We start from the raw sequence: 19,462 nt of genomic DNA, 5'->3' as shown, positions 1-19,462 counted from the left end.
TTCGCGAGCAAGCTCGCTCCTACAGGCATCAGGGCAAACCATCTTCCGTGTTTGGCTTATATCCAGCCACTGCTCTGCATGGCCTTGTACACCGCCACAATCGCCAGGACAAAGAACGCTGTAGCCGCCAATCGGCGAATCAATGTCAGCGGCAGTTTCTCCGCCGCAAAATTCCCCGCCAGAACCACCGGCACGTTGGCAATCAACATGCCCAGGGTGGTGCCGATAATCACCAGCCACAGTTCCGGGTACTGCGCCGCGAGCATCACCGTGGCGATCTGGGTCTTGTCCCCGATTTCCGCCAGGAAGAATGCAATCAGCGTGGTCAGGAACGGCCCGAACTTGCGCGTGGTGCTGGCTTCGTCGTCGTCGAGTTTGTCTGGCACCAGGGTCCACAGCGCGGTGGCGCAGAAGCTGGCCGCGAGAATCCAGTGCAATACCGCATCCGAGAAGAAACTCCCGAACCAGGCCCCCACGGCACCGGCGGCCGCATGGTTGGCCAGGGTTGCAGCGACGATGCCGGCGATGATCGGCCAGGGCTTGCGAAAGCGTGCAGCAAGGATGAGCGCGAGCAGTTGCGTCTTGTCGCCGATTTCGGCCAAGGCAACGATTGCGGTAGGAACGAGCAATGAATCCAGCATCAGGTAGGTTTCCAGGGGCGGGTCGACACGGCTATGACACGTACAGCCTTCCCGCCCCGGGTAAGGTGTGCGTGTCATAGGTCTTGTCAAACCCCGGTCCGTCTGTGCGGACTCCTGGGTCGCATACGCCATGGCCTGTTGACCAAGTATGTTGACGTATGCCGGACGAGCGTGGCGCTCGTGGGAGACTACTCCCCTAGGACGGAGCGGATTCTGCCTAGGCAAAATCCATTCGGCAAGCGTTCTTTTTCAAACCGCCATCAGCCGCGCTTGGCACGGTAGATGCGAAAACCATTGCCTTCGGCCTTGACCGCACACACGCCCAGATGCTCTTCGATCAACGGCTGGTACTTCAGGAAGCTGTTAGCCACCAGGCGAAGTTCGCCACCTTTTGCCAGGTGTTTCGCCGCTTTTCGCAGCAGGTTCTCGGTAGCGAAATAGTCGGTGTGCACGCCGACATGAAACGGTGGGTTGCTCAAGATTGCATTCAACCCCATCGGCGCAGCGTCAATGCCATCACCGGTCAGCACATCGGCTTCCAGGCCGTTGGCGGCCAGGGTCAGGCGACTGCTGGCGGCGGCGAAAGCATCCACATCCAGCATCGTTACGCTGTTGTGCGGGTAGCGACGTTTGACCGCCGCCCCCAACACGCCGGCGCCGCAACCGAAGTCGAGCAAATGGCCGCTCGGCAGTTTGTCCAAGTGTTCCAGCAACAGCTCGGTGCCGCGATCCAGACGGCCGTGGCTGAATACACCCGGCAGGCTCACCACCTTGAGCGGGCCTTCGGCCAGCGGCACATCGAACACCTGCGCCAGGCTTTCCAGCTCGACCGCTTGCGGGGCGTTGGCCACGGTGATTTGCCACAGCTGGCAATGCCGCGCGCTGTCGAGCTTGCGCGGTTTGCCATACGGGGCCATTTGCCTGGCGGCGCTTTCGATACCGCCTTTTTTCTCGCCTACCAGGAACAGCTCGGCGCCGGGCAGTCGCGCTGCCACTGCGTTGAGCAGGTAATCGGTGAGGTCCTTGGACTTGGGCAGGAAGATCACCGCCGCATCGAACCCGCGCTCGGGCGCATTCACCCCAAACTGGCTGCGCTCCGGGAAGCGCGCGTCGAGCGCCGCCTGGTCGCCGGCATGCCAGCACCAGCCGTGGGCGTTGGGCAGGCGACCCAGCAGGTCGTCGGCGGGCAAACCCACCAGCAGCAGGTTGCCTTGAAAAAGTTCGGCCTGACGAAGCAGTACTTCACTGCGCGGATCCATGGTCTGCTCCTTGAAAAGGAGCGCAGTTTATCAACTGACGACGCGCAGCGGGGCGCCGCTGAAAAAGCCCCGGGCGTTTTCCGCCAGTTGGCCGACGATACGCTGCCGCGCTTCGCGACTGCCCCAGGCGTTGTGGGGTGTGACGATCAGTCGAGGAATATTGCCGGCCAGCAGCGGGTTGCCATTGACCGGTGGCTCAACACTCAGCACGTCGGTCGCTGCGCCGCCCAGGTGGCCGCTGCGCAACGCGTCAGCCAGGGCCTGCTCGTTGATCAAGCCACCGCGCGCGGTGTTGACGATGAACGCGCCGGGCTTGAGCAGCGCCAGTTCACGGGCGCCGATAAAGTCGCGGGTGTGTTCATTGAGCGGGCAGTGCAAGGTGAGTGCGTCCACCTGCGCGAGCAATTCATCCAGCGGCACGCGGTCGGCACGGGCGGGGCGCCCGGGAATCGCGCCGAGTAGCACGCGCATCCCGAAGGCTTCGGCCAGGCGCGCCACGGCACTGCCCAATTCGCCATGGCCCAGCAGGCCGAGGGTCTTGCCTTCCAGCTCGACAATCGGGTGGTCCAGCAGGCAGAACTGCTTGGCCTCTTGCCATTTGCCGGCGCTCACATCGCGCTGATAGTCCTGCAGCCGCGTCGCCAGGTTGAGCAACAGCATGATCGTGTGCTGCGCCACCGACGGTGTGCCGTAGCCCTGGCAGTTGCTCACGGTGATGCCATGGGCGCGGGCGGCTTCCAGGTCGATGTTGTTGGTGCCGGTGGCCGATACCAGGATCAACTTGAGTTCCGGGCAGGCCCCCAGGGTCTCGCTGTTGAGCGGGATTTTGTTACTGATCGCCACCTGCGCGCCTTGCAGGCGCTCGACCACATTCTGCGGCGTGGTGCCTGTCAACAACTGCAAGTCGCTGAAACTGTCTCGCAACTCGCTGAGATCGAGGTCGCCCAGATCCAGGGACGGGTGATCAAGGAAGACGGCGCGGCGATTGTTCGTCATCAACTGTACCTTTTGCGACAGGGTTCGAAGGCGTAATCTGCCGAGCCTACCAGATGAAATAATCCGTTACTTAATGGAGTGAGTATGTACGCCGCCGAGTTTTTGACCGTAGCCCTGATTCACCTGCTGGCGGTGGCCAGCCCCGGCCCGGATTTCGCGGTGGTGGTGCGTGAGAGCGTGACCCACGGCCGCCGCGCCGGAACCTGGACTGCGTTGGGCGTGGGCTCGGCGATTTTCCTGCACGTGGGCTATTCGTTGCTTGGCATCGGCCTGATCGTGTCCCAGTCCATCGTGTTGTTCAACGCACTGAAATGGGCCGCCGCCGCCTACCTGCTGTACATCGGCTTCAAGGCCCTGCGCGCCAAACCGGCCAAGCCTGCCGTCGAGGGCGAGTTGCACCGCGAAGCGGGCGAGCGTAGCCCGCGTGGCGCGTTTACCGCAGGCTTCGTCACCAACGGCCTGAACCCCAAGGCGACGTTGTTCTTCCTGTCGCTGTTCACCGTGGTGATCAACCCGCACACACCGCTGGCGATCCAGGCCGGCTACGGCGTGTACCTGGCGGTGGCGACGGCGTTGTGGTTCTGCCTGGTGGCGATGTTGTTCAGCCAGCAGCGTGTGCGCGCCGGGTTTGCACGGATGGGGCATTGGTTTGATCGGACCATGGGAGCAGTATTGATTGCGATTGGGGTGAAGTTGGCGTTTACCAGCGCGAAATAAACGCTGTTCTCAAGTAAACACAATCCAGTGTGGGAGGGAGCAAGCCCCCTCCCACATTTGACCTCCATTGTCCCTGAATAATGGCTCAAAGCTAGCATTCCCCAGCCTCTGCAAATCATTCCTTTGGCTGATTTAGCTGAAACATAACCTCTCTACAGTGCAGGTCTTCAAGCCAAGACCGTGCAGTCATAAAAGGGATTCGTATGTTGCAGACCCGTGTTATTCCGCCCGCCGAAGGTGCGTATCAATACCCGCTGTTGATCAAGCGCCTGTTGATGTCCGGTACCCGTTACGAGAAGACCCGGGAAATTGTCTATCGCGACAAGCTGCGCTACACCTACCCGACCTTGATCGAGCGCGTCGCGCGCCTGGCCAACGTGCTCACCGAAGCCGGGGTCAAGGCCGGTGACACTGTGGCGGTGATGGATTGGGACAGTCATCGTTACCTGGAATGCATGTTCGCCATCCCGATGATCGGCGCGGTGATCCACACCATCAATGTGCGCCTGTCGCCGGAACAGATTCTCTACACCATGAACCACGCCGAGGACCGCTTCGTGCTGGTCAACAGCGAGTTCGTGGGGCTCTACCAGGCCATTGCCGGGCAGCTCACCACCGTGGACAAGACGCTGCTGCTCACCGACGGCGAAGCCAAGACCGCCGAGTTGCCCAACCTGGTCGGTGAGTATGAAACCCTGCTGGCCGCCGCCAGCCCGAAGTACGATTTCCAGGACTTCGACGAACACTCCGTCGCCACCACCTTCTACACCACCGGCACCACCGGCAACCCCAAGGGCGTGTACTTCACCCATCGCCAACTGGTGCTGCACACCATCGGCGTGGCGACCATCATGGGCAGCGTCGACAGTGTGCGCCTGCTGGGCACCAACGACGTGTACATGCCGATCACGCCGATGTTCCACGTGCATGCCTGGGGCCTGCCGTATGTGGCGACCATGCTTGGCCTGAAGCAGGTCTACCCCGGCCGCTACGACCCGGAATACCTGGTAGAGCTGTGGCGCAAGGAGAAGGTCACCTTTTCCCACTGCGTGCCGACCATCCTGCAAATGGTGCTCAACGCCAAGGCTGCCCAAGGCATCGATTTTGGCGGCTGGAAAATCGTCATCGGCGGCAGTGCGCTCAACCGCACGCTGTATGAGGCGGCAAAGGCCCGTGGGATTCAGCTCACCGCGGCGTACGGCATGTCCGAGACCGGCCCGCTGGTGTCCTGCGCCCACCTCAACGAGGAGCTGATGGCCGGCACCGAGGACGAGCGCATCACCTACCGCATCAAGGCCGGTGTGCCTGGGCCATTGGTGGAAGCGGCGATCATGGACACCGAGGGGAATTTCCTGCCCGCCGACGGCGAGTCCCAGGGTGAGTTGGTGCTGCGCGCGCCGTGGCTGACCGAGGGGTATTACAACGAGCCGCAGAAGGGCGCCGAGCTGTGGGCGGGTGGCTGGATGCACACCGGCGACGTGGCCACCCTCGATGCATTTGGGGTGATCGATATTCGCGACCGCATCAAGGACGTGATCAAGACCGGCGGCGAGTGGATCTCCTCCCTGGCCCTCGAAGACCTGGTCAGCCGTCACCCGGCGGTACGCGAAGTAGCGGTGGTGGGCATCGCCGACCCGCAGTGGGGCGAGCGCCCGTTTGCGTTGCTGGTGGTGCGTGATGGCCATGAGATTGGGGCCCGCGAGCTCAAGGAACACCTCAAGCCTTTTGTCGAACTGGGCCATCTGAGCAAGTGGGCGATTCCGAGCCAGATCGCCGTTGTTACGGAAATTCCCAAGACCAGTGTCGGCAAGCTCGACAAAAAACGTATCCGTATTGACATCATTGAATGGCAGGCCAACAACAGCACCTTCCTGTCCACCCTCTGAGCTGATTTGCCGTGCCCTCGTGGCACGGCGATGCTCTATCTCGCGCCTTCACTTGTGATTTGCCAATTTTCAGCCATCCTTGCCGCGTCGGCCTTCGCCGACATGGCGAAAGGGCTGTGGCAGACGGGTTGGTGATGCAAATCACACTTTAGAGGGATCAAGCGATACCCCCTGCTGGCTATAGTCCCACCCAGAGTTTTTCAAGGATGCATCGCTTCGGGCCATGGAGGTTCAGTTGCCAGGCGGCATTGGAATCGTTGTATTCCGGCCGTTACAAGCATCACAGAACAAACTCACTGCCATAACAATAATGCACATGGAGTAGCGTCGATGACCTCAGTAAACCAGTTCTGGCGCCGGGCAAGACTGCCCCTGGCCGTCAGTCTCGCCTCTACGCTCGCCGGGCCCGCATTCGGCGTCAGTTTCAATATCGGTGAAATCGAAGGGAGTTTTGACTCGTCGCTTTCTGTGGGGGCGAGCTGGTCGACGGCCAAGCCCGACCGAGATCTTATCGGCGTCAATAACGGCGGCAAGGGGCTGTCCCAGACCTCCGATGACGGCCACTTGAACTTCAAGCGTGGCGAAACGTTCTCGAAGATCTTCAAGGGTATCCACGATCTGGAACTGAAGTACGGCGATACCGGTGTGTTTGTGCGCGGCAAGTACTGGTATGACTTCGAACTCAAGGATGAAAGTCGGGAGTTCAAGGACATCAGCGACAACAACCGCAAGGAGGGCGCCAAGTCTTCCGGTGGGCAGATTCTCGATGCGTTCATCTACCATAACTATTCCATTGCCGATCAGCCCGGCAACGTGCGGTTCGGTAAACAGGTAGTGAGCTGGGGTGAAAGTACATTCATCGGCGGCGGCATCAACTCCATCAACCCGATTGACGTGTCCGCGTTCCGTCGTCCGGGGGCCGAAATCAAGGAAGGCCTGATTCCGGTCAACATGTTCTATGTGTCGCAAACCCTGACCGATAACCTGTCGGCAGAAGCGTTCTATCAACTGGAATGGGACCAGACCGTCACGGATAACTGTGGGACGTTCTTCTCTCAACCTGATGTTATTTCCGATGGTTGCACGGACAACCTTCGACTGCTCAGCAAGCGTTCGTTTCTCGCGACTCAACCCGGCGCGCTGCCGTTGCTGAACAACTTCGGGGTCAACGTCAACGAAGAGGGCGTTCTGGTTAAGCGTGGGCCTGATCGCGATGCGCGTGACAGCGGCCAATTCGGCGTGGCGTTCCACTACAACTACGAACCGCTGGACACCGAGTTCGGCGCTTATTTCATGAACTATCACAGCCGTGCACCGATTTTCAGTGCCCGCGGAGCGTCAGCCGGAACCTATGCAGCGGCCAATGCCTTGACGCCTACTCCGGCAGTTGGCCTGCGCCCTCTCATCGTCGCAGGCAACTCCAGTTACTTTGTTGAATACCCCGAGGACATCCGTCTATACGGTTTGAGTTTCTCCACGACGTTGCCTACCGGTACGGCATGGAGCGGCGAACTCAGCTACCGTCCTAACGCTCCGGTGCAGCTCAACACCACGGATATTCTGTATGCAGGCGTCACGCCACTGATCGGCCTGGGCGCAGCCTCTCCGCTCAAGGGCGCCGCCGACACCGATCTGAATGGCTATCGCCGTAAGGAAATCACTCAGTTCCAGACAACCTTTACGCACTTTTTCGATCAAGTCATGGGTGCCAGCCGCCTGACGTTGGTCGGCGAGGTGGGTGTGACGCACGTGGGTGGCTTGGAAAGCCGTGACAAAGCGCGTTACGGACGTGACCCGGTGTATGGCCCTGGACAAGGTGCTCTCTGTGCAACGCTTAACTCCGGCACGATCACGGGGGCCGGCCCTGGCACCGATGCCAGCAACCGCACTGCCAATTGCAATAATGATGGTTTCACCACGTCCACGTCCTGGGGCTACCGTGGCCGGGCAATCTGGGAGTACCCGGATGTCTTTGCCGGTGTGAACCTCAAGCCCAACGTGGCGTGGTCGCATGACGTGAGTGGTTATTCGCCAGGCCCTGGTGGCAACTTTGAAGAGGGCCGCAAAGCGGTGAGCCTGGGGTTGGACGCTGAGTATCAGAACACCTACACGGCGAGCCTTGCCTACACCAACTTCTTTGGTGGCGACTTCAACACCTCAAGTGACCGCGACTTCGTCGCCCTGAGCTTCGGCGCCAACTTCTAAGCACACTGTATTTTCAGGAAGACCAGAACATGAAAATAACCAAAAGTCTGTTGCACGTGGGTGTGCTTGGGCTGTCGATCCTGGCGAGCAATGTCATGGCGGCAGTGTCGGCGGATGAGGCCGCCAAGCTGGGCACGACCCTGACGCCGATGGGCGCGGAAATGGCCGGTAACGCGGCCGGCACCATCCCGAAATGGTCGCCGATGCCGACCAACGCCGGCGCTGTGGATGCCAAAGGTTTCCTCGCCAACCCGTACGCCAGTGAGCAACCGCAGTTCACCATCACCGCGCAGAACGTCGAGCAGTACAAGGACAAGCTGGCACCGGGGCAGTACGCGATGTTCAAGCGTTACCCGGAAACCTTCAAGATGCCGGTCTATCCGACCCATCGCGGCGCTACCGTACCGGCCGATGTGTTCGCCTCCATCAAGAAGAACGCCACCACCACCAACCTCGTGTCTGGCGGCAACGGCCTGGAAAACTTCGAAACCGCCATACCGTTCCCGATCCCGAAAAGCGGCGTGGAAGTCATCTGGAACCACATCACCCGTTATCGCGGTGGCAGCGTGACCCGCCTGGTGACCCAGGCCACGCCGCAAACCAACGGCTCCTACAGCCTGGTGTACTTCCGCGACCAGTTCGTGTTCCGCGACAAGATGAAGGACTTCGACCCGAAGAACCCGGGTAACGTGCTGTTCTACTTCAAGCAGCAAGTGACCGCCCCGGCACGTCTGGCCGGTGGTGTGCTGCTGGTGCACGAAACCCTGGACCAGGTGAAGGAGCCGCGTTCGGCGTGGGTCTACAACGCCGGCCAGCGCCGTGTGCGCCGGGCGCCGCAAGTGTCCTATGACGGGCCGGGTACCGCCGCCGACGGCCTGCGTACCTCCGACAACCTCGACATGTACAACGGTGCGCCGGACCGCTACGACTGGAAACTGGAAGGCAAGAAGGAAATCTACATCGCCTCCAACAGCTACAAGATCGACGATCCGAAGCTCAAGTACGCCGACATCATCAAGGCCGGCCACATCAACCAGGACCTGGCACGCTACGAGCTGCGCCGTGTCTGGCACGTGGTCGCGACCTTGAAGGAAGGCCAGCGCCACATCTACGCCAAGCGTGACTTCTACATCGACGAAGACACCTGGCAAGCCGCAGTGATCGACCACTACGACGGCCGTGGCCAACTGTGGCGTGTCGCCGAAGCCCATGCCGAGAACTACTACGACAAGCAAGTGCCGTGGTACGCCCTGGAAACCCTCTACGACCTGCAGTCCGGCCGCTACCTGGCCCTGGGCATGAAGAACGAAGAGAAGCAGGCCTATGACTTCGGCTTCACCGCCACCACCAGCGACTTCACCCCGGCGGCCCTGCGCCAGGACGGTGTTCGCTAAGCTGCACGAGTAACTCAAGGTGGGAGGGGGCTTGCCCCCGATAGCGATGTGACAGTCAGCGCAGCATTGACTGATCCGCCTCTATCGGGAGCAAGCCCCCTTCCACTTTTTGTTTGCGGCGATATTTCTTGTCTCAGTTCTTTTTCAGGCAAATGTTGCAAAGATCTACAAACCCGCCGCTTTTACCGCTAGTCTGCGGACATCTGCAATGCCGACAACAGCCTTCTACAAGAGCCCGGCGATGACTGATCTGTCCCGAATCCAAGGGCCTGCCAGCCGGGTAATCCCGACCCTGGAAGGTCGCTTCTACAGGCCCCCGCTGCCTGATGGCTACGTGCTGCGCCCGCGCCTGTGTGAACGGCTGGGCGCCGGCCTGGAGGGGCGGTTGCTGCTGGTCTGCGCACCGGCCGGGTTCGGCAAGAGTTCGTTGGCGGTGGAGTTCTGCCAGGGCCTGCCGGCTCAGTGGCACAGCCTGTGGCTGGGCCTGAGCCCACGGGACAACGACCCAGGGCGTTTTCTTGAGCGCCTTCTCGAAGGGTTGCAGCACTACTTCCCGGCACTCGGCACCCAATCCCTGGGCTTGCTGAAAATGCGCCAGCGCCATCAACCCTTTGCGTTTGAAGAGTGGCTCGACGGCCTGCTCGATGAGCTGACCGTGCACCTGTCCACCCGTGCGCCATTATTACTGGTGCTGGATGACTACCATCTGGCCCAGGGACCGGTGCTGGACCGTTGCCTGCAATTTTTCCTCAACCATTTGCCCGATGGCCTGGTGGTGCTGGTCACCAGTCGCCAGCGCCCGGACTGGCATCTGGCGCGCTTGCGGTTGTCACGGCATTTGCTGGAGTTGCACGAGCAAGACCTACGCCTGACCCATGCCGAATCCCAGGCGTTGCTGGATCGCCACAGCAGTTCCTTGAGTGGTGAAGCCCTCGACAACCTCATCCGCCGCAGCGAAGGCTGGGTGGCCGGCCTGCGATTTTGGCTGCTGGCGGCTTCCGAAGCCGGCAATGAGGGCGCCTTGCCGCAAAGCCTGCACGGTGGGGAAGGGCTGATCCGCGACTACCTGCTGGAAGAAGTGATCGACTGCCTGCCTCCCGAAGTGCAGGCGTTCCTGTTCGACACCGCGCCCCAGGAGCGTTTTTGCAGCGAGCTGTGCGATGCCGTGCGCGAAGCCCATGACAGCGCCGAGATCCTGCGCTACCTGCAAGCCCACCAAGTGTTCCTGGTGCCCCTGGACGAGCAGGGGCACTGGTACCGTTATCACCATTTGTTCTCCGACCTGCTGCGCACCCGCCGCGCGAGCAGCAATGTCTTGCCGGCCGCCAGCCTGCATCTGCGCGCGTGCCGCTGGTTCAACGCCCAGGGCTTGATCGACGAGGCGGTGGAGCAGGCATTGCGCGCCGGGCACCTCGACGTGGCGGCCAACCTGGTGCAGAACCTGTCCGAAGAACAACTGCTGGCCGAGCAGAATGTCGGCATGTTGCTGCGCTGGAAAATGGACTTGCCCGACAGCCTGCTGATCAGCACGCCGCGCCTGATTGTGCTGTACAGCTGGGCGTTGGCACTGGCCTGCCAGTTGGATGCGGCGCAGGAGCTGTCCGCGTACCTCAGTCGCTTCCTGCCGGCACCCTCGGCTACCGCACAGCGCTCGATGCTGGCCCAGTGGCTGGCGCTGAGCGGGATTATCGCCCGCGGTCGAGGTGACCGTGAATGGACGCAGCGCTATTGCAGCGAGGCGTTGGACAGCCTGCCGCAACGGCGTTACGGCCAGCGCCTGGTGTGCCTGTCGACCCTGTCCAACCTGGCCATTGCCGATGGCGATTTGTGGCGCGCCCGTGGCCTGAACCGCGAATCCCTGGAACTGGCGCAGCGCGTCGGCAACCCGCTGTTCGAAGCCCTGGCCCATTACGACCGTGCACGGGTGCTGCAGGCCCGTGGCGAAATCCTGCGCGCCCTCGATGAGGTGCGCCAGGGCCTGCAGCGCCTGCACGGCCTGGCACCGCAGCGACTGTATGCGGTGCGTGCGCGGCTGTCGCTCTACGAAGGCTATTTGCTGTTGATGCGCAACCAGCCCGAAACCGGCATTGCCCTCCTGCGCGCAGGCCTGGCCGAGGCGCGAGCCTGTCGCGATATCAGCGTGCTGATCGGCCATTGCGTGATCGCCAGCTTCGAAGGGCGACGCCATGACTTTCCCAAAGCCTTCGCCGAACTCGCCGAAGCCGAGCGCCTGATGCATATCTGGGATGTGCCGCCGATCTACTACCTGGCGATGATTACCCTGATCAAATGCGAACTGTGGCTGGCCCAGGGTCGCACCGACCTGGCGGATGCCTGGCTGATGCGCCTGGGGCAGACTTACCACGGCGAACAGGCCGCCGCTGCACCGGAATTCCACCCGCACTTGCCGCAACATGTCGGGCTGCAACAAGCCGCCCTCGATGCCGTGCGCCATCAGCCCCAGGCGGCGCTGGAGCGGCTCGAAGCACTGGCGCAACAGGCCCACGACAGCGGGCGCCAGATGATTGCCCTGATGGCGCTGACCCAGCAGGCCCAGTTGCTGCTCGAGTGCGGTCAGGAAACCAGGGCGCGGCCGGTGCTGGCCCAGGCGCTTGAGGCGGGCGCCGGGGGCGCGTTACAGCCGTTCCAGCGCTTGTTGGACGGGCATCCGGACTGGATGCGTGAGCAATTGGGCAAGGACCCGCAAGGTGTGTTGCACCAGAGCCTGCTCGCGCTTCTCCCGGCGGTCGTGACGCCCGAGGTCACGACTGGCCACGAAATCCTGAGCACGCGCGAGCTGGCGGTCCTGCAACTGATCGCCCAAGGCTGCTCCAACCAGGAAATCAGCAACCAGCTGTTTATCTCCCTGCACACCGTCAAGACCCACGCCAGCCACATCAACAGCAAACTTGGGGTCGAGCGACGCACCCAGGCCGTGGCGCGAGCCAAGGCGATGGGCTTGCTAGCGTAAGTGCCGGGCGGTTTACGGTGCCGGCGGGCACTGGCCGGTTGACCTGTCGACCGCCTGGCTGACCTGCGCGGCAAAGCGCTTGAGATTGTTTTGATGGGCGAGCACCACGTTGTCGATGCTCGGCCCGGCGGGCGACTGCAACGTGGTCCGGCAGGTCAGCGGTGGGCGCTCGGTGCCCCCGGCCGGGCGCAGGCGCCATTTGACGTCGAGCAGCGCGTACTGGCCGGGTACGGAGTCAAAGCGCTGCACTTCAAGACGCAACAACATCGATTGTCGAGGGTTGCTGTTGGCCAGTTGGTCCACCAGCGCACTCCTCAGCTCATCCGCGAGGCTCGCGGCCCACCACTGGGTTTCCAGGATCGCCACGCCACTGTCGCCCTGGCGGATCACAATCTGCGGTCGGTCGACCTGGGGGGGAACGGTGATGCTTTCAATCCGGATGCTGCCCGCGTCGGCCCCAGTGGCCGTATTCCAGTGCGCCGGTGTCAGCGTATGAAAGGTAATCGGAGTACTGCTGCACGCCGCCAGCAACAGCAGCATGCCGACCACTGTGATTTTCAACGGAAACGTCATGGCGTTTGCTCCAGGGGTCATTTGCGCGGTGGTCCTTGCAGGTCCAGGGGCGCGGCGTTGTCGGGACGGCCGCGAATCAGCGATTCCGGGTGACGGCCCAGGTAGTCCGACAGTTCGCGCAGGGAGCGCGACATGCGCCCCAGTTCATCCAGGGTCTGGGTCAACTGCTCGCGCTGCGGTGAATCCTCGGCCAGGGTGGAACTGGCCGATTGCAGGGTCTTGCTCACGTCAGCCAGGGTGTTCTGCACGCCGGGCAGGGTCTTGGCATTGAATTGGGTCAGGCCTTTGCGCAGCTCGACCAGGTTGCTGTCGAGGTTGCCGGCAATACGTTCGATCGGCAGTTGGTTGATCTTGTTGACGATGCTCTCGAGTTTTTCCTGCAGTTGCTCGAGGTTGCCGGGAATGGTTGGAATGCTGACCGGGCGCAGGCTGGGGTCAAATTTGACCTTCTCGGCTTTCGGGTAGAAGTCCAGCGCGATGTATAACTGGCCGGTCAACAGGTTGCCGCTGCGTGCCTGGGCGCGCAGGCCATTTTCGATGAACGAGCCGATCAGCCGTACGCCGGCGGCCTCATCGTTGGGGTCATGGTTCATGACCTTGAGCAGTTTGGTGTGGGCCTGTCCGAGCAACTGTGGATAGATCACGATACCGACGTTGAGTGGGAAGCTGCGTTTATTGGCATCGAAGTCGAGGTTGATCGATACCACTTTGCCAAACTCGACGCCGAGGAACTCCACCGGCGCCCCGACCTTGAGCCCGCGCAATGCCTGGTCGAAGCGCAGGGCCATGTATTGCCCCTCGCCATTGGGTGGGGCGAGGGCGCTGTCCTGGTCGTCGAAGAGCTCAAAGGTACGTGCCTCGTCGGCCGGTTTGTCGTTGGGGCTGTACGGCGGCGCCCGAAAGGCGATACCACCGACCAGCATGGACGAAAGCGATTCGGTCTTCAGCGCGAAGCCATTGGCGCCGACGCTCAGGTCAACCCCGCTGGCATTCCAGAAACGCGTGTTTTCGGTGACATAGGCATCATTGGGCGCATGCACGAACACCTCGACATTGACACCCTTGCCTTCGGCATCCAACTCGTAGGCCACCACCTGGCCGACCTCGATTTTGCGGTAGTACACCGGTGAGCCGATATCCAGCGAACCGAGGGTCTGCGTGTGCAGCGTGAAACGCTTGCCCGGTTCGCCGTAGGTGATGGGCGGCGGGTTTTCCAGGCCTTTGAACTGCTTGGCACGGGTCTCCGATTGGCCGATGTCGGCACCTATGTAGTCGCCGGAGAGCAGGGTGTCGATGCCGGATACGCCGCCGGCGCCGATACGCGGGCGTACCACCCAGAACTGCGAATCGGCGCGGGTGAAGCTTTCGGCCTGCTTGGCCAGTTGAACCGTGGCGTTGACGCTTTTCTGGTCGTCGCTCAAGGCGACGTCGGTCACCTGGCCGATCACCACGTTGCGGTACTTGACCTCGGTTTTGTTCGCGATCAGACCGCTGCCGGTCTTGAAATTGAGGGTGATGGTCGGGCCCTGTTGGAGGACGCTGTGTACCACCAGCGAAATCCCCACCAGCACCGCGACGATCGGCACGATCCACACCAGCGAAACGCTGAAGCGCCGTGTCTTGATTGCAGGCGATCCTGGGGCTTGCGGGGTGTCAGTGGGATGTGACGTCATCCGCGGTCTCCTTGTTGTGTGGGGTTTCCCAGATCAGCCTCGGGTCGAAGCTCATGGCGGCCAGCATGGTAAACACCACCACCAGGCCGAAAAACAGGATACCCAGGCGCGGCTCGATGGTGCCCAGGGCCTGGAACTTCACCAGTGCGGCCACCAGCGCGACCACGATGACATCCAGCATCGACCAGTAGCCAATCAGTTCGACGAAGCGGAACAGCTTCGAACGTTCCTTGCGTGCCCAAAGGCTATTGCGCTGCACGGTGACCAGCAGCAGGGCCAGGGACACAAACTTGATGCCGGGCACTGCGATGCTGGCGATGAAAATAATCAGCGCAATGTCCCACGCGCCGTGCTGCCAGAACTCCAACACCCCACTCATGATAGTACTGTCCGCCCCCGAGCCGAGCATGGTGGTGTTCATCACCGGCAGGAGATTGGCCGGCACATAGAACGCCAGCGCGGTGAGCATGTAGGCCCAGGTGCGCGTCAGGGAACTGACCTTGCGCCGGTGCAAGGGCGCGCCGCAGCGCTCGCATTCGTTCGGCCCGTCGCGCATGTCGCAGGACAATCCGCAGCTGTGACAGAGGCACAGGCCGAGCTCGCTGGCCGTCGGCGGTGTGCTCATACGCTGTCCCACAGGTCGCGCACATCACGCCCGGCAATGCGGATCAGCAACAGGCTGAGTACGGCCAGGGCAAACAGGCCGGTGCCGGGGATCACATCAAGCATGCCGGCCAGCTTGAACACCGCCACCATTGCCCCGAGCAGACACACCTCCAGCATGCTCCAGGGCCTGAGTGCCTCCAGCCAACGCATGCACAATCGGAACGCCGGTGAGCGCTTGCCCGCGAGGGCGAAGCTCAAGACCCACATCAGCAGCAGTAACTGGAACACTGGCGCGATGATGATGGAAATGGCCGCCACCAACGCGATAAACGTGATCGGCCCCAGGCTCAGCGCTACCACCGAGTCCCATAGCGTGGCGCTGCTTTTCAGGCCTTGCAGGCTGATACTCATCACGGGATAGAAATTGGCGAACGTCCACAGCACCGCAGCCGTCAGCGTCAGGGCGAGACGCTGTTGCACGGTCAGGCCGTTGTAGCGCTGGAGCACGCCTGCGCAACGTATGCAGTGGGCTTTTTGATGTTTGGCGAGCGTGACTTTTTCGTACACACAGTCGCAGTGCTCGCAGATGATCAGTTGATTCGCCATGGGGATCGCTCCAACGCGGCACGGTGGCGGGGGCCTGGGTTGTTTTTCGATGGCGTGGGCAAGCTTAGCAGTCGCTGCTCTTCAGGTCTGGCACCGCGTCAACCATACTGTGCGGAATATGCCATAGCGCCCGCAGGAGCATCGATGAATATTGAAAAAACCGCGCTGATCCGCGAAACCTTCCCGGTCGGCCCGTTGCAGTGCAACTGCAATGACGAGTGACTGGCCCTCACGTTGATCTACAGAGGACCGGGTGGGTAATCCTCCTGCAGTGTTAACCACTTTTTTGACTTGTTAATCGCCATGGTTTACGGTGTAAAAAAGTGGTTAACAAGGTGGCGTGAAATGCCGGTTTTACTGGATGATATCAAGGGTTACCTCGAATCCACTGTGGGCTTGGAAGCGCACCTTCAAGCAGCCTCAGGCCTGAAGGTTCCCTTTCATATCAAGGATGCCTACAAACTCGTCTATCTGGCCCTTATGGTCGGGCCGAAGGCGAAACAAACGCTACCGATGCTCCTACTGCTTCCAGTGGAAAATAAGTACCCGGGATCTGTAACGCTTGGGAAGCACATCGCTCAGGTACAAAAAACCACGGACAAGGTGGTTGTGTACGTATGCCAGTCACTGTCGGTGCCGGAGCGGCGTAGCCTGATCGCCAACAACATCAATTTCATCCAGCCTGGCTATCAGATGTTCATCCCAGAGTTGGCGATGGACCTGCGCGAAACCGTTCGGACGCGCCGAAACGAGGAAGACGTTTCAGCCCTTCTTCCTGCTGCACAAGCGATGGTCTTGGCTCGCCTGTATGAGGGATGGGACAGCGATACGATCTTCAACTCCAACGGCATCATGAACGGTTTCAAATACAGCCGCGTCACACTTGCCAAAGTGATCGATCAGTTGCTGAAGCTGGGCATCGTCCATCCTGCACAAAGTCAGGGGTTCAAAAATTGCTATTCGTTCGGTGCACCTCCGGCCAGCGTCTTCAAAAATGTTCGCCCCTTTATGCGCTCTCCCGTTAAACGGAAGGTTGCGATCGACCGAGTGCTTCATACAGGCGGCGGCGTATTTCTCGCGGGCGAGACCGCTCTGGCCAAATGCACGATGCTGGCGGGTCCCATACAACCGGTTTTTGGAATGACCAAAAAGCAGTTCGACGACATGGTCCAGGAACTGGCATTCAAGGTAACCGACTCGGTTGATGAGATCCGGGCATGGGTGGAGATATGGTCTTATCGAAGCCTAAAGGAAGGAAAAAACATCGCAGATGAAGCGTCATTGCTTCTGAGCTTGGAAAACGTCCCGGACGAACGTGTCCAGTTGGCTTTAGATGAACTTAAGGAGGCAGTGACTTGGCTGAAATCAGAGGACTAGACGTATTCGGACAACACTTCAGCGATTTTCGTGATCAGTATGTGCTGATTGGCGGTGTTGCCTCCTGGCTCACGATGGATGCGGCGGGCCAATCGTTCCGCGCAACCAAGGATCTCGATATCGTGCTGGTTATCGAAGCGCTCAATGCCGAGTTTGCCGGGGCGTTCTGGGCCTTCATACGTGCCGGACGGTACGCCATCCGGCAGGTTGGTGGGATTGACGGTCAGCGGCCTGTTTTCTATCGGTTCCAGCACCCCGAGGACGAGGCCTATCCCGTCCAGATCGAATTGTTCTCGCGTGCTCCCGAGGGTGTCGCGCTCCCGGCGGACGCGACGCTGACCTCTATTCCTACAGACGAATCGGTATCAAGCCTGTCCGCCATCTTGCTCGATGACCCCTACTACCATTTCCTGCTTGAGGGCCGGCAGCGCAATGACGTTCTGACCTTCATCGGCGCCGACCGGCTGATCCCACTCAAGGCGCACGCTTGGCTCAATTTGTCAGCGCGAAAGGAGGCTGGCGAACAGGTCGACAGCAAGAACATCAAAAAACATCGAAATGACGTACTGAATCTGAGCGGCCAATTGACGGATGACCCCATCGACCTGCCGGAAAGCATTCAGACCGACATGAGGGCGTTTCTGGCGCTCTTGGCGAACGAAGAGATCGATCTCAAGTCCATCGGACTGAAAGGCGCCCTGGGGGACTATATCGAGCGTCTTACATTGAGCTTCGGATTACAGCCACCAATCCAATAGGAACACATTCTGAAAAACTGTCAGCCAACGATCATGACCGCGAGCACATGAACGCATTCCTCGGGCATGCGCTCGATGCTTACAAACAAAGCAGGTGACATCACTCGTCATCGCTTTTCACACAGTGCCAAAAATGTGCCATTCGCTTTATAGGAGCACCCATGGAAGCCGAAAAGCCCACGCTGATCCGCGAAACCTTCCCGGTCGGCCCGTTGCAGTGCAACTGCACGATCATTGGCGACCCCATCACCAAGAAGGCCATCGTGGTCGACCCGGGTGGCAATCATGAACTGATCCTGGCGCGCCTCGATGCCCTGGGCCTGAAAGTGGTGAGCATCATCCACACCCATGCCCATCTCGATCACTTCCTGGCCTCGGGGCAATTGAAGGAAAAGACCGGTGCAACCCTGCACCTGCACAAGGAAGACCATTTTCTCTGGGACAACCTGGAGATGCAGTGCCAGATGTTTGGTGTGCCCTACACGCCGGTGCCGTCGCCGGATCGCTGGCTGGCCGATGATGAGGCGTTGGCTTGTGGGTGCGGTGTGGCGCTCCATACACCGGGGCACACGCCAGGCTCGATGAGCTTCTGGTTTGCCGATGCCAGGCTGCTGATTGCCGGGGACACGCTGTTTCGGCGCGGTGTTGGGCGTACGGATTTGTGGGGTGGGGACCAGGCGACGATCGTGCGTTCGATCAAGCAACGGCTCTACACGCTGGATGAAGGCGCGACGGTGGTGACCGGCCATGGCCCGGACACGCGCCTGGGTGACGAGATGCGTGAGAACCCATTTGTGCGGGCGTGAAGCAATGGTTCGAACGGCAACCCGCTGTAGCAAAAACTCAGGCCGCGTTCAGCATGTGTCTGCTACGGTTTCTGTAGCAACGCAAGACCCGAATGTTTTGTTACAGCTCTGGGCGCGCCCACGGAATTTTTACCGTTTGTCGTGTTCCAAACTCGGCACGGGTCCATTGCCAATGTCCTTTGCACCACAGAATGCAAAAGTAGGAGCTCCCTTCATGTTCACTCCGCGTCGTCTGCTTGTTGTCGCTACCGCCGTAGCCCTGTTGTCCGGCTGCGCTTCACCTAATCCTTATGGCGGTGGCAGCCAGGGACAGGCGAATAATGAATCCAGCGGTATGAGCAAGACCGCCAAGTACGGTGGCCTGGGTGCCCTGGCCGGTGCATTGGCGGGTGCTGCCATCGACCATAACAACCGTGGCAAGGGCGCGCTGATCGGCGCAGTGGTTGCGGGTGCCGGCGCCGCGGGTTACGGCTACTACGCCGACCAGCAGGAAAAGAAACTGCGTGAGAGCATGGCCAATACCGGGGTTGAAGTTCAGCGCCAGGGCGACCAGATCAAGCTGATCATGCCGGGTAACATCACCTTCGCCACCAACTCGGACGCGATCTCCAGCAGCTTCTACCAGCCGCTGAACAACCTGGCCAACTCCCTCAAGCAGTTCAACCAGAACACCATCCAGATCGTCGGTTACACCGACAGCACCGGCAGCCGCCAACTGAACATGGACCTGTCGCAGCGCCGTGCCCAGAGCGTGGCCAACTACCTGACCTCCCAAGGCGTTAATGGTGCCAACCTCAGCGCACGCGGTGCCGGCCCGGATAACCCGATAGCCAGCAACGCCGACGTGAACGGTCGTGCACAGAACCGTCGCGTAGAAGTGAACCTCGGCCCGATCCCCGGCCAGCAGTACGGCCAGCCTGGCGCGCAGCAGCAAGCGCCGCAGCAGAACAACCAGTTCCAGGGCAACCCGTACCAGCAATACCAATAAACGCGG

The 19,462-nt window shown here is 60.8% G+C and carries 16 protein-coding genes and 1 riboswitch; of the genes, 9 read left to right on the top strand and 7 right to left on the bottom strand.

Going from position 1 to position 19,462, the window contains the following annotated elements; all coding sequences use genetic code 11:
- Positions 1–56: 56 nt before the first annotated feature.
- From Q8X51_RS06725 to Q8X51_RS06715, 3 genes are all read right to left on the bottom strand, one after another.
- A complete protein-coding gene (locus Q8X51_RS06725; protein WP_005784895.1) occupies positions 57–641 on the bottom strand; it encodes a TMEM165/GDT1 family protein in 585 nt (194 codons plus the stop codon).
- An 88-nt stretch (positions 642–729) separates the two neighbouring features.
- A riboswitch (yybP-ykoY riboswitch) is annotated at positions 730–851 on the bottom strand.
- A gap of 50 nt (positions 852–901) precedes the next feature.
- The gene (locus tag Q8X51_RS06720) at positions 902–1,900 is read right to left on the bottom strand and encodes a class I SAM-dependent methyltransferase (protein ID WP_065924275.1); all 999 of its coding nucleotides are present in this window, start codon (positions 1,898–1,900) and stop codon (positions 902–904) included.
- A 30-nt stretch (positions 1,901–1,930) separates the two neighbouring features.
- Positions 1,931–2,896 carry a 2-hydroxyacid dehydrogenase gene (locus tag Q8X51_RS06715; RefSeq protein WP_074843913.1) on the bottom strand — a complete coding sequence of 322 codons (966 nt, stop codon included), beginning with the start codon at positions 2,894–2,896 and terminating at the stop codon, positions 1,931–1,933.
- Positions 2,897–2,980: 84 nt separating this feature from the next.
- Here Q8X51_RS06715 and Q8X51_RS06710 point away from each other — a divergent pair, with 84 nt between their 5' ends.
- From Q8X51_RS06710 to Q8X51_RS06690, 5 genes are all read left to right on the top strand, one after another.
- A complete protein-coding gene (locus tag Q8X51_RS06710) occupies positions 2,981–3,613 on the top strand; it encodes a LysE family translocator (protein ID WP_407693133.1) in 633 nt (210 codons plus the stop codon).
- Positions 3,614–3,816: 203 nt separating this feature from the next.
- Positions 3,817–5,499, top strand: a complete 1,683-nt coding sequence (locus Q8X51_RS06705) for a fatty acid--CoA ligase (RefSeq protein ID WP_330214508.1) — start codon at positions 3,817–3,819, stop codon at positions 5,497–5,499.
- Positions 5,500–5,829: 330 nt separating this feature from the next.
- A complete protein-coding gene (locus Q8X51_RS06700; RefSeq protein ID WP_065938548.1) occupies positions 5,830–7,704 on the top strand; it encodes a DUF1302 domain-containing protein in 1,875 nt (624 codons plus the stop codon).
- 29 nt (positions 7,705–7,733) lie between these two features.
- Positions 7,734–9,098 carry a DUF1329 domain-containing protein gene (locus Q8X51_RS06695; RefSeq protein ID WP_065924270.1) on the top strand — a complete coding sequence of 455 codons (1,365 nt, stop codon included), beginning with the start codon at positions 7,734–7,736 and terminating at the stop codon, positions 9,096–9,098.
- Between the two features lie 241 nt (positions 9,099–9,339).
- Entirely contained in the window at positions 9,340–12,069 is a 2,730-nt protein-coding gene (locus Q8X51_RS06690) for a LuxR C-terminal-related transcriptional regulator (protein WP_407693134.1), read from the top strand.
- A 12-nt stretch (positions 12,070–12,081) separates the two neighbouring features.
- On the opposite strand, the gene Q8X51_RS06685 is transcribed toward Q8X51_RS06690, so the two are convergent.
- The 4 genes from Q8X51_RS06685 to Q8X51_RS06670 are packed head-to-tail and all read right to left on the bottom strand — an operon-like array spanning position 12,082 to position 15,527.
- Positions 12,082–12,642 (bottom strand): PqiC family protein, encoded by a 561-nt coding sequence (locus tag Q8X51_RS06685; RefSeq protein WP_065924268.1) that lies wholly within the window; start codon positions 12,640–12,642, stop codon positions 12,082–12,084.
- Positions 12,643–12,659: 17 nt separating this feature from the next.
- On the bottom strand, positions 12,660–14,315 hold the full coding sequence (locus Q8X51_RS06680) for a PqiB family protein (protein ID WP_065924267.1): 1,656 nt from the start codon (positions 14,313–14,315) through the stop codon (positions 12,660–12,662).
- Entirely contained in the window at positions 14,296–14,940 is a 645-nt protein-coding gene (locus tag Q8X51_RS06675; protein WP_065924266.1) for a paraquat-inducible protein A, read from the bottom strand. Before Q8X51_RS06675 ends, Q8X51_RS06680 begins: the two co-directional genes overlap by 20 nt.
- A complete protein-coding gene (locus tag Q8X51_RS06670) occupies positions 14,937–15,527 on the bottom strand; it encodes a paraquat-inducible protein A (RefSeq protein WP_027604773.1) in 591 nt (196 codons plus the stop codon). The genes Q8X51_RS06675 and Q8X51_RS06670 overlap by 4 nt, the downstream gene beginning before the upstream one ends.
- A gap of 345 nt (positions 15,528–15,872) precedes the next feature.
- Here Q8X51_RS06670 and Q8X51_RS06665 point away from each other — a divergent pair, with 345 nt between their 5' ends.
- The 4 genes from Q8X51_RS06665 (at position 15,873) to Q8X51_RS06650 (ending at position 19,456) form a co-directional block, all read left to right on the top strand.
- Entirely contained in the window at positions 15,873–16,904 is a 1,032-nt protein-coding gene (locus tag Q8X51_RS06665) for a hypothetical protein (RefSeq protein WP_407693135.1), read from the top strand.
- Entirely contained in the window at positions 16,883–17,662 is a 780-nt protein-coding gene (locus Q8X51_RS06660) for a hypothetical protein (protein ID WP_065949005.1), read from the top strand. The genes Q8X51_RS06665 and Q8X51_RS06660 overlap by 22 nt, the downstream gene beginning before the upstream one ends.
- A 161-nt stretch (positions 17,663–17,823) precedes the next feature.
- Entirely contained in the window at positions 17,824–18,468 is a 645-nt protein-coding gene (locus tag Q8X51_RS06655) for an MBL fold metallo-hydrolase (protein ID WP_407693136.1), read from the top strand.
- Positions 18,469–18,682: 214 nt separating this feature from the next.
- Complete coding sequence (locus Q8X51_RS06650; RefSeq protein WP_027604771.1) at positions 18,683–19,456, top strand: OmpA family lipoprotein; 774 nt, start codon at positions 18,683–18,685, stop codon at positions 19,454–19,456.
- The last annotated feature ends 6 nt before the right edge of the window (positions 19,457–19,462 follow it).

The organism is Pseudomonas sp. Yb2C2, assembly GCF_052112325.1.
In the GTDB taxonomy this organism is placed as follows: domain Bacteria; phylum Pseudomonadota; class Gammaproteobacteria; order Pseudomonadales; family Pseudomonadaceae; genus Aquipseudomonas; species Aquipseudomonas marginalis.
Note: the sequence above shows the minus strand (reverse complement) of the source record. Positions and strands in the feature narration are given on the sequence as shown.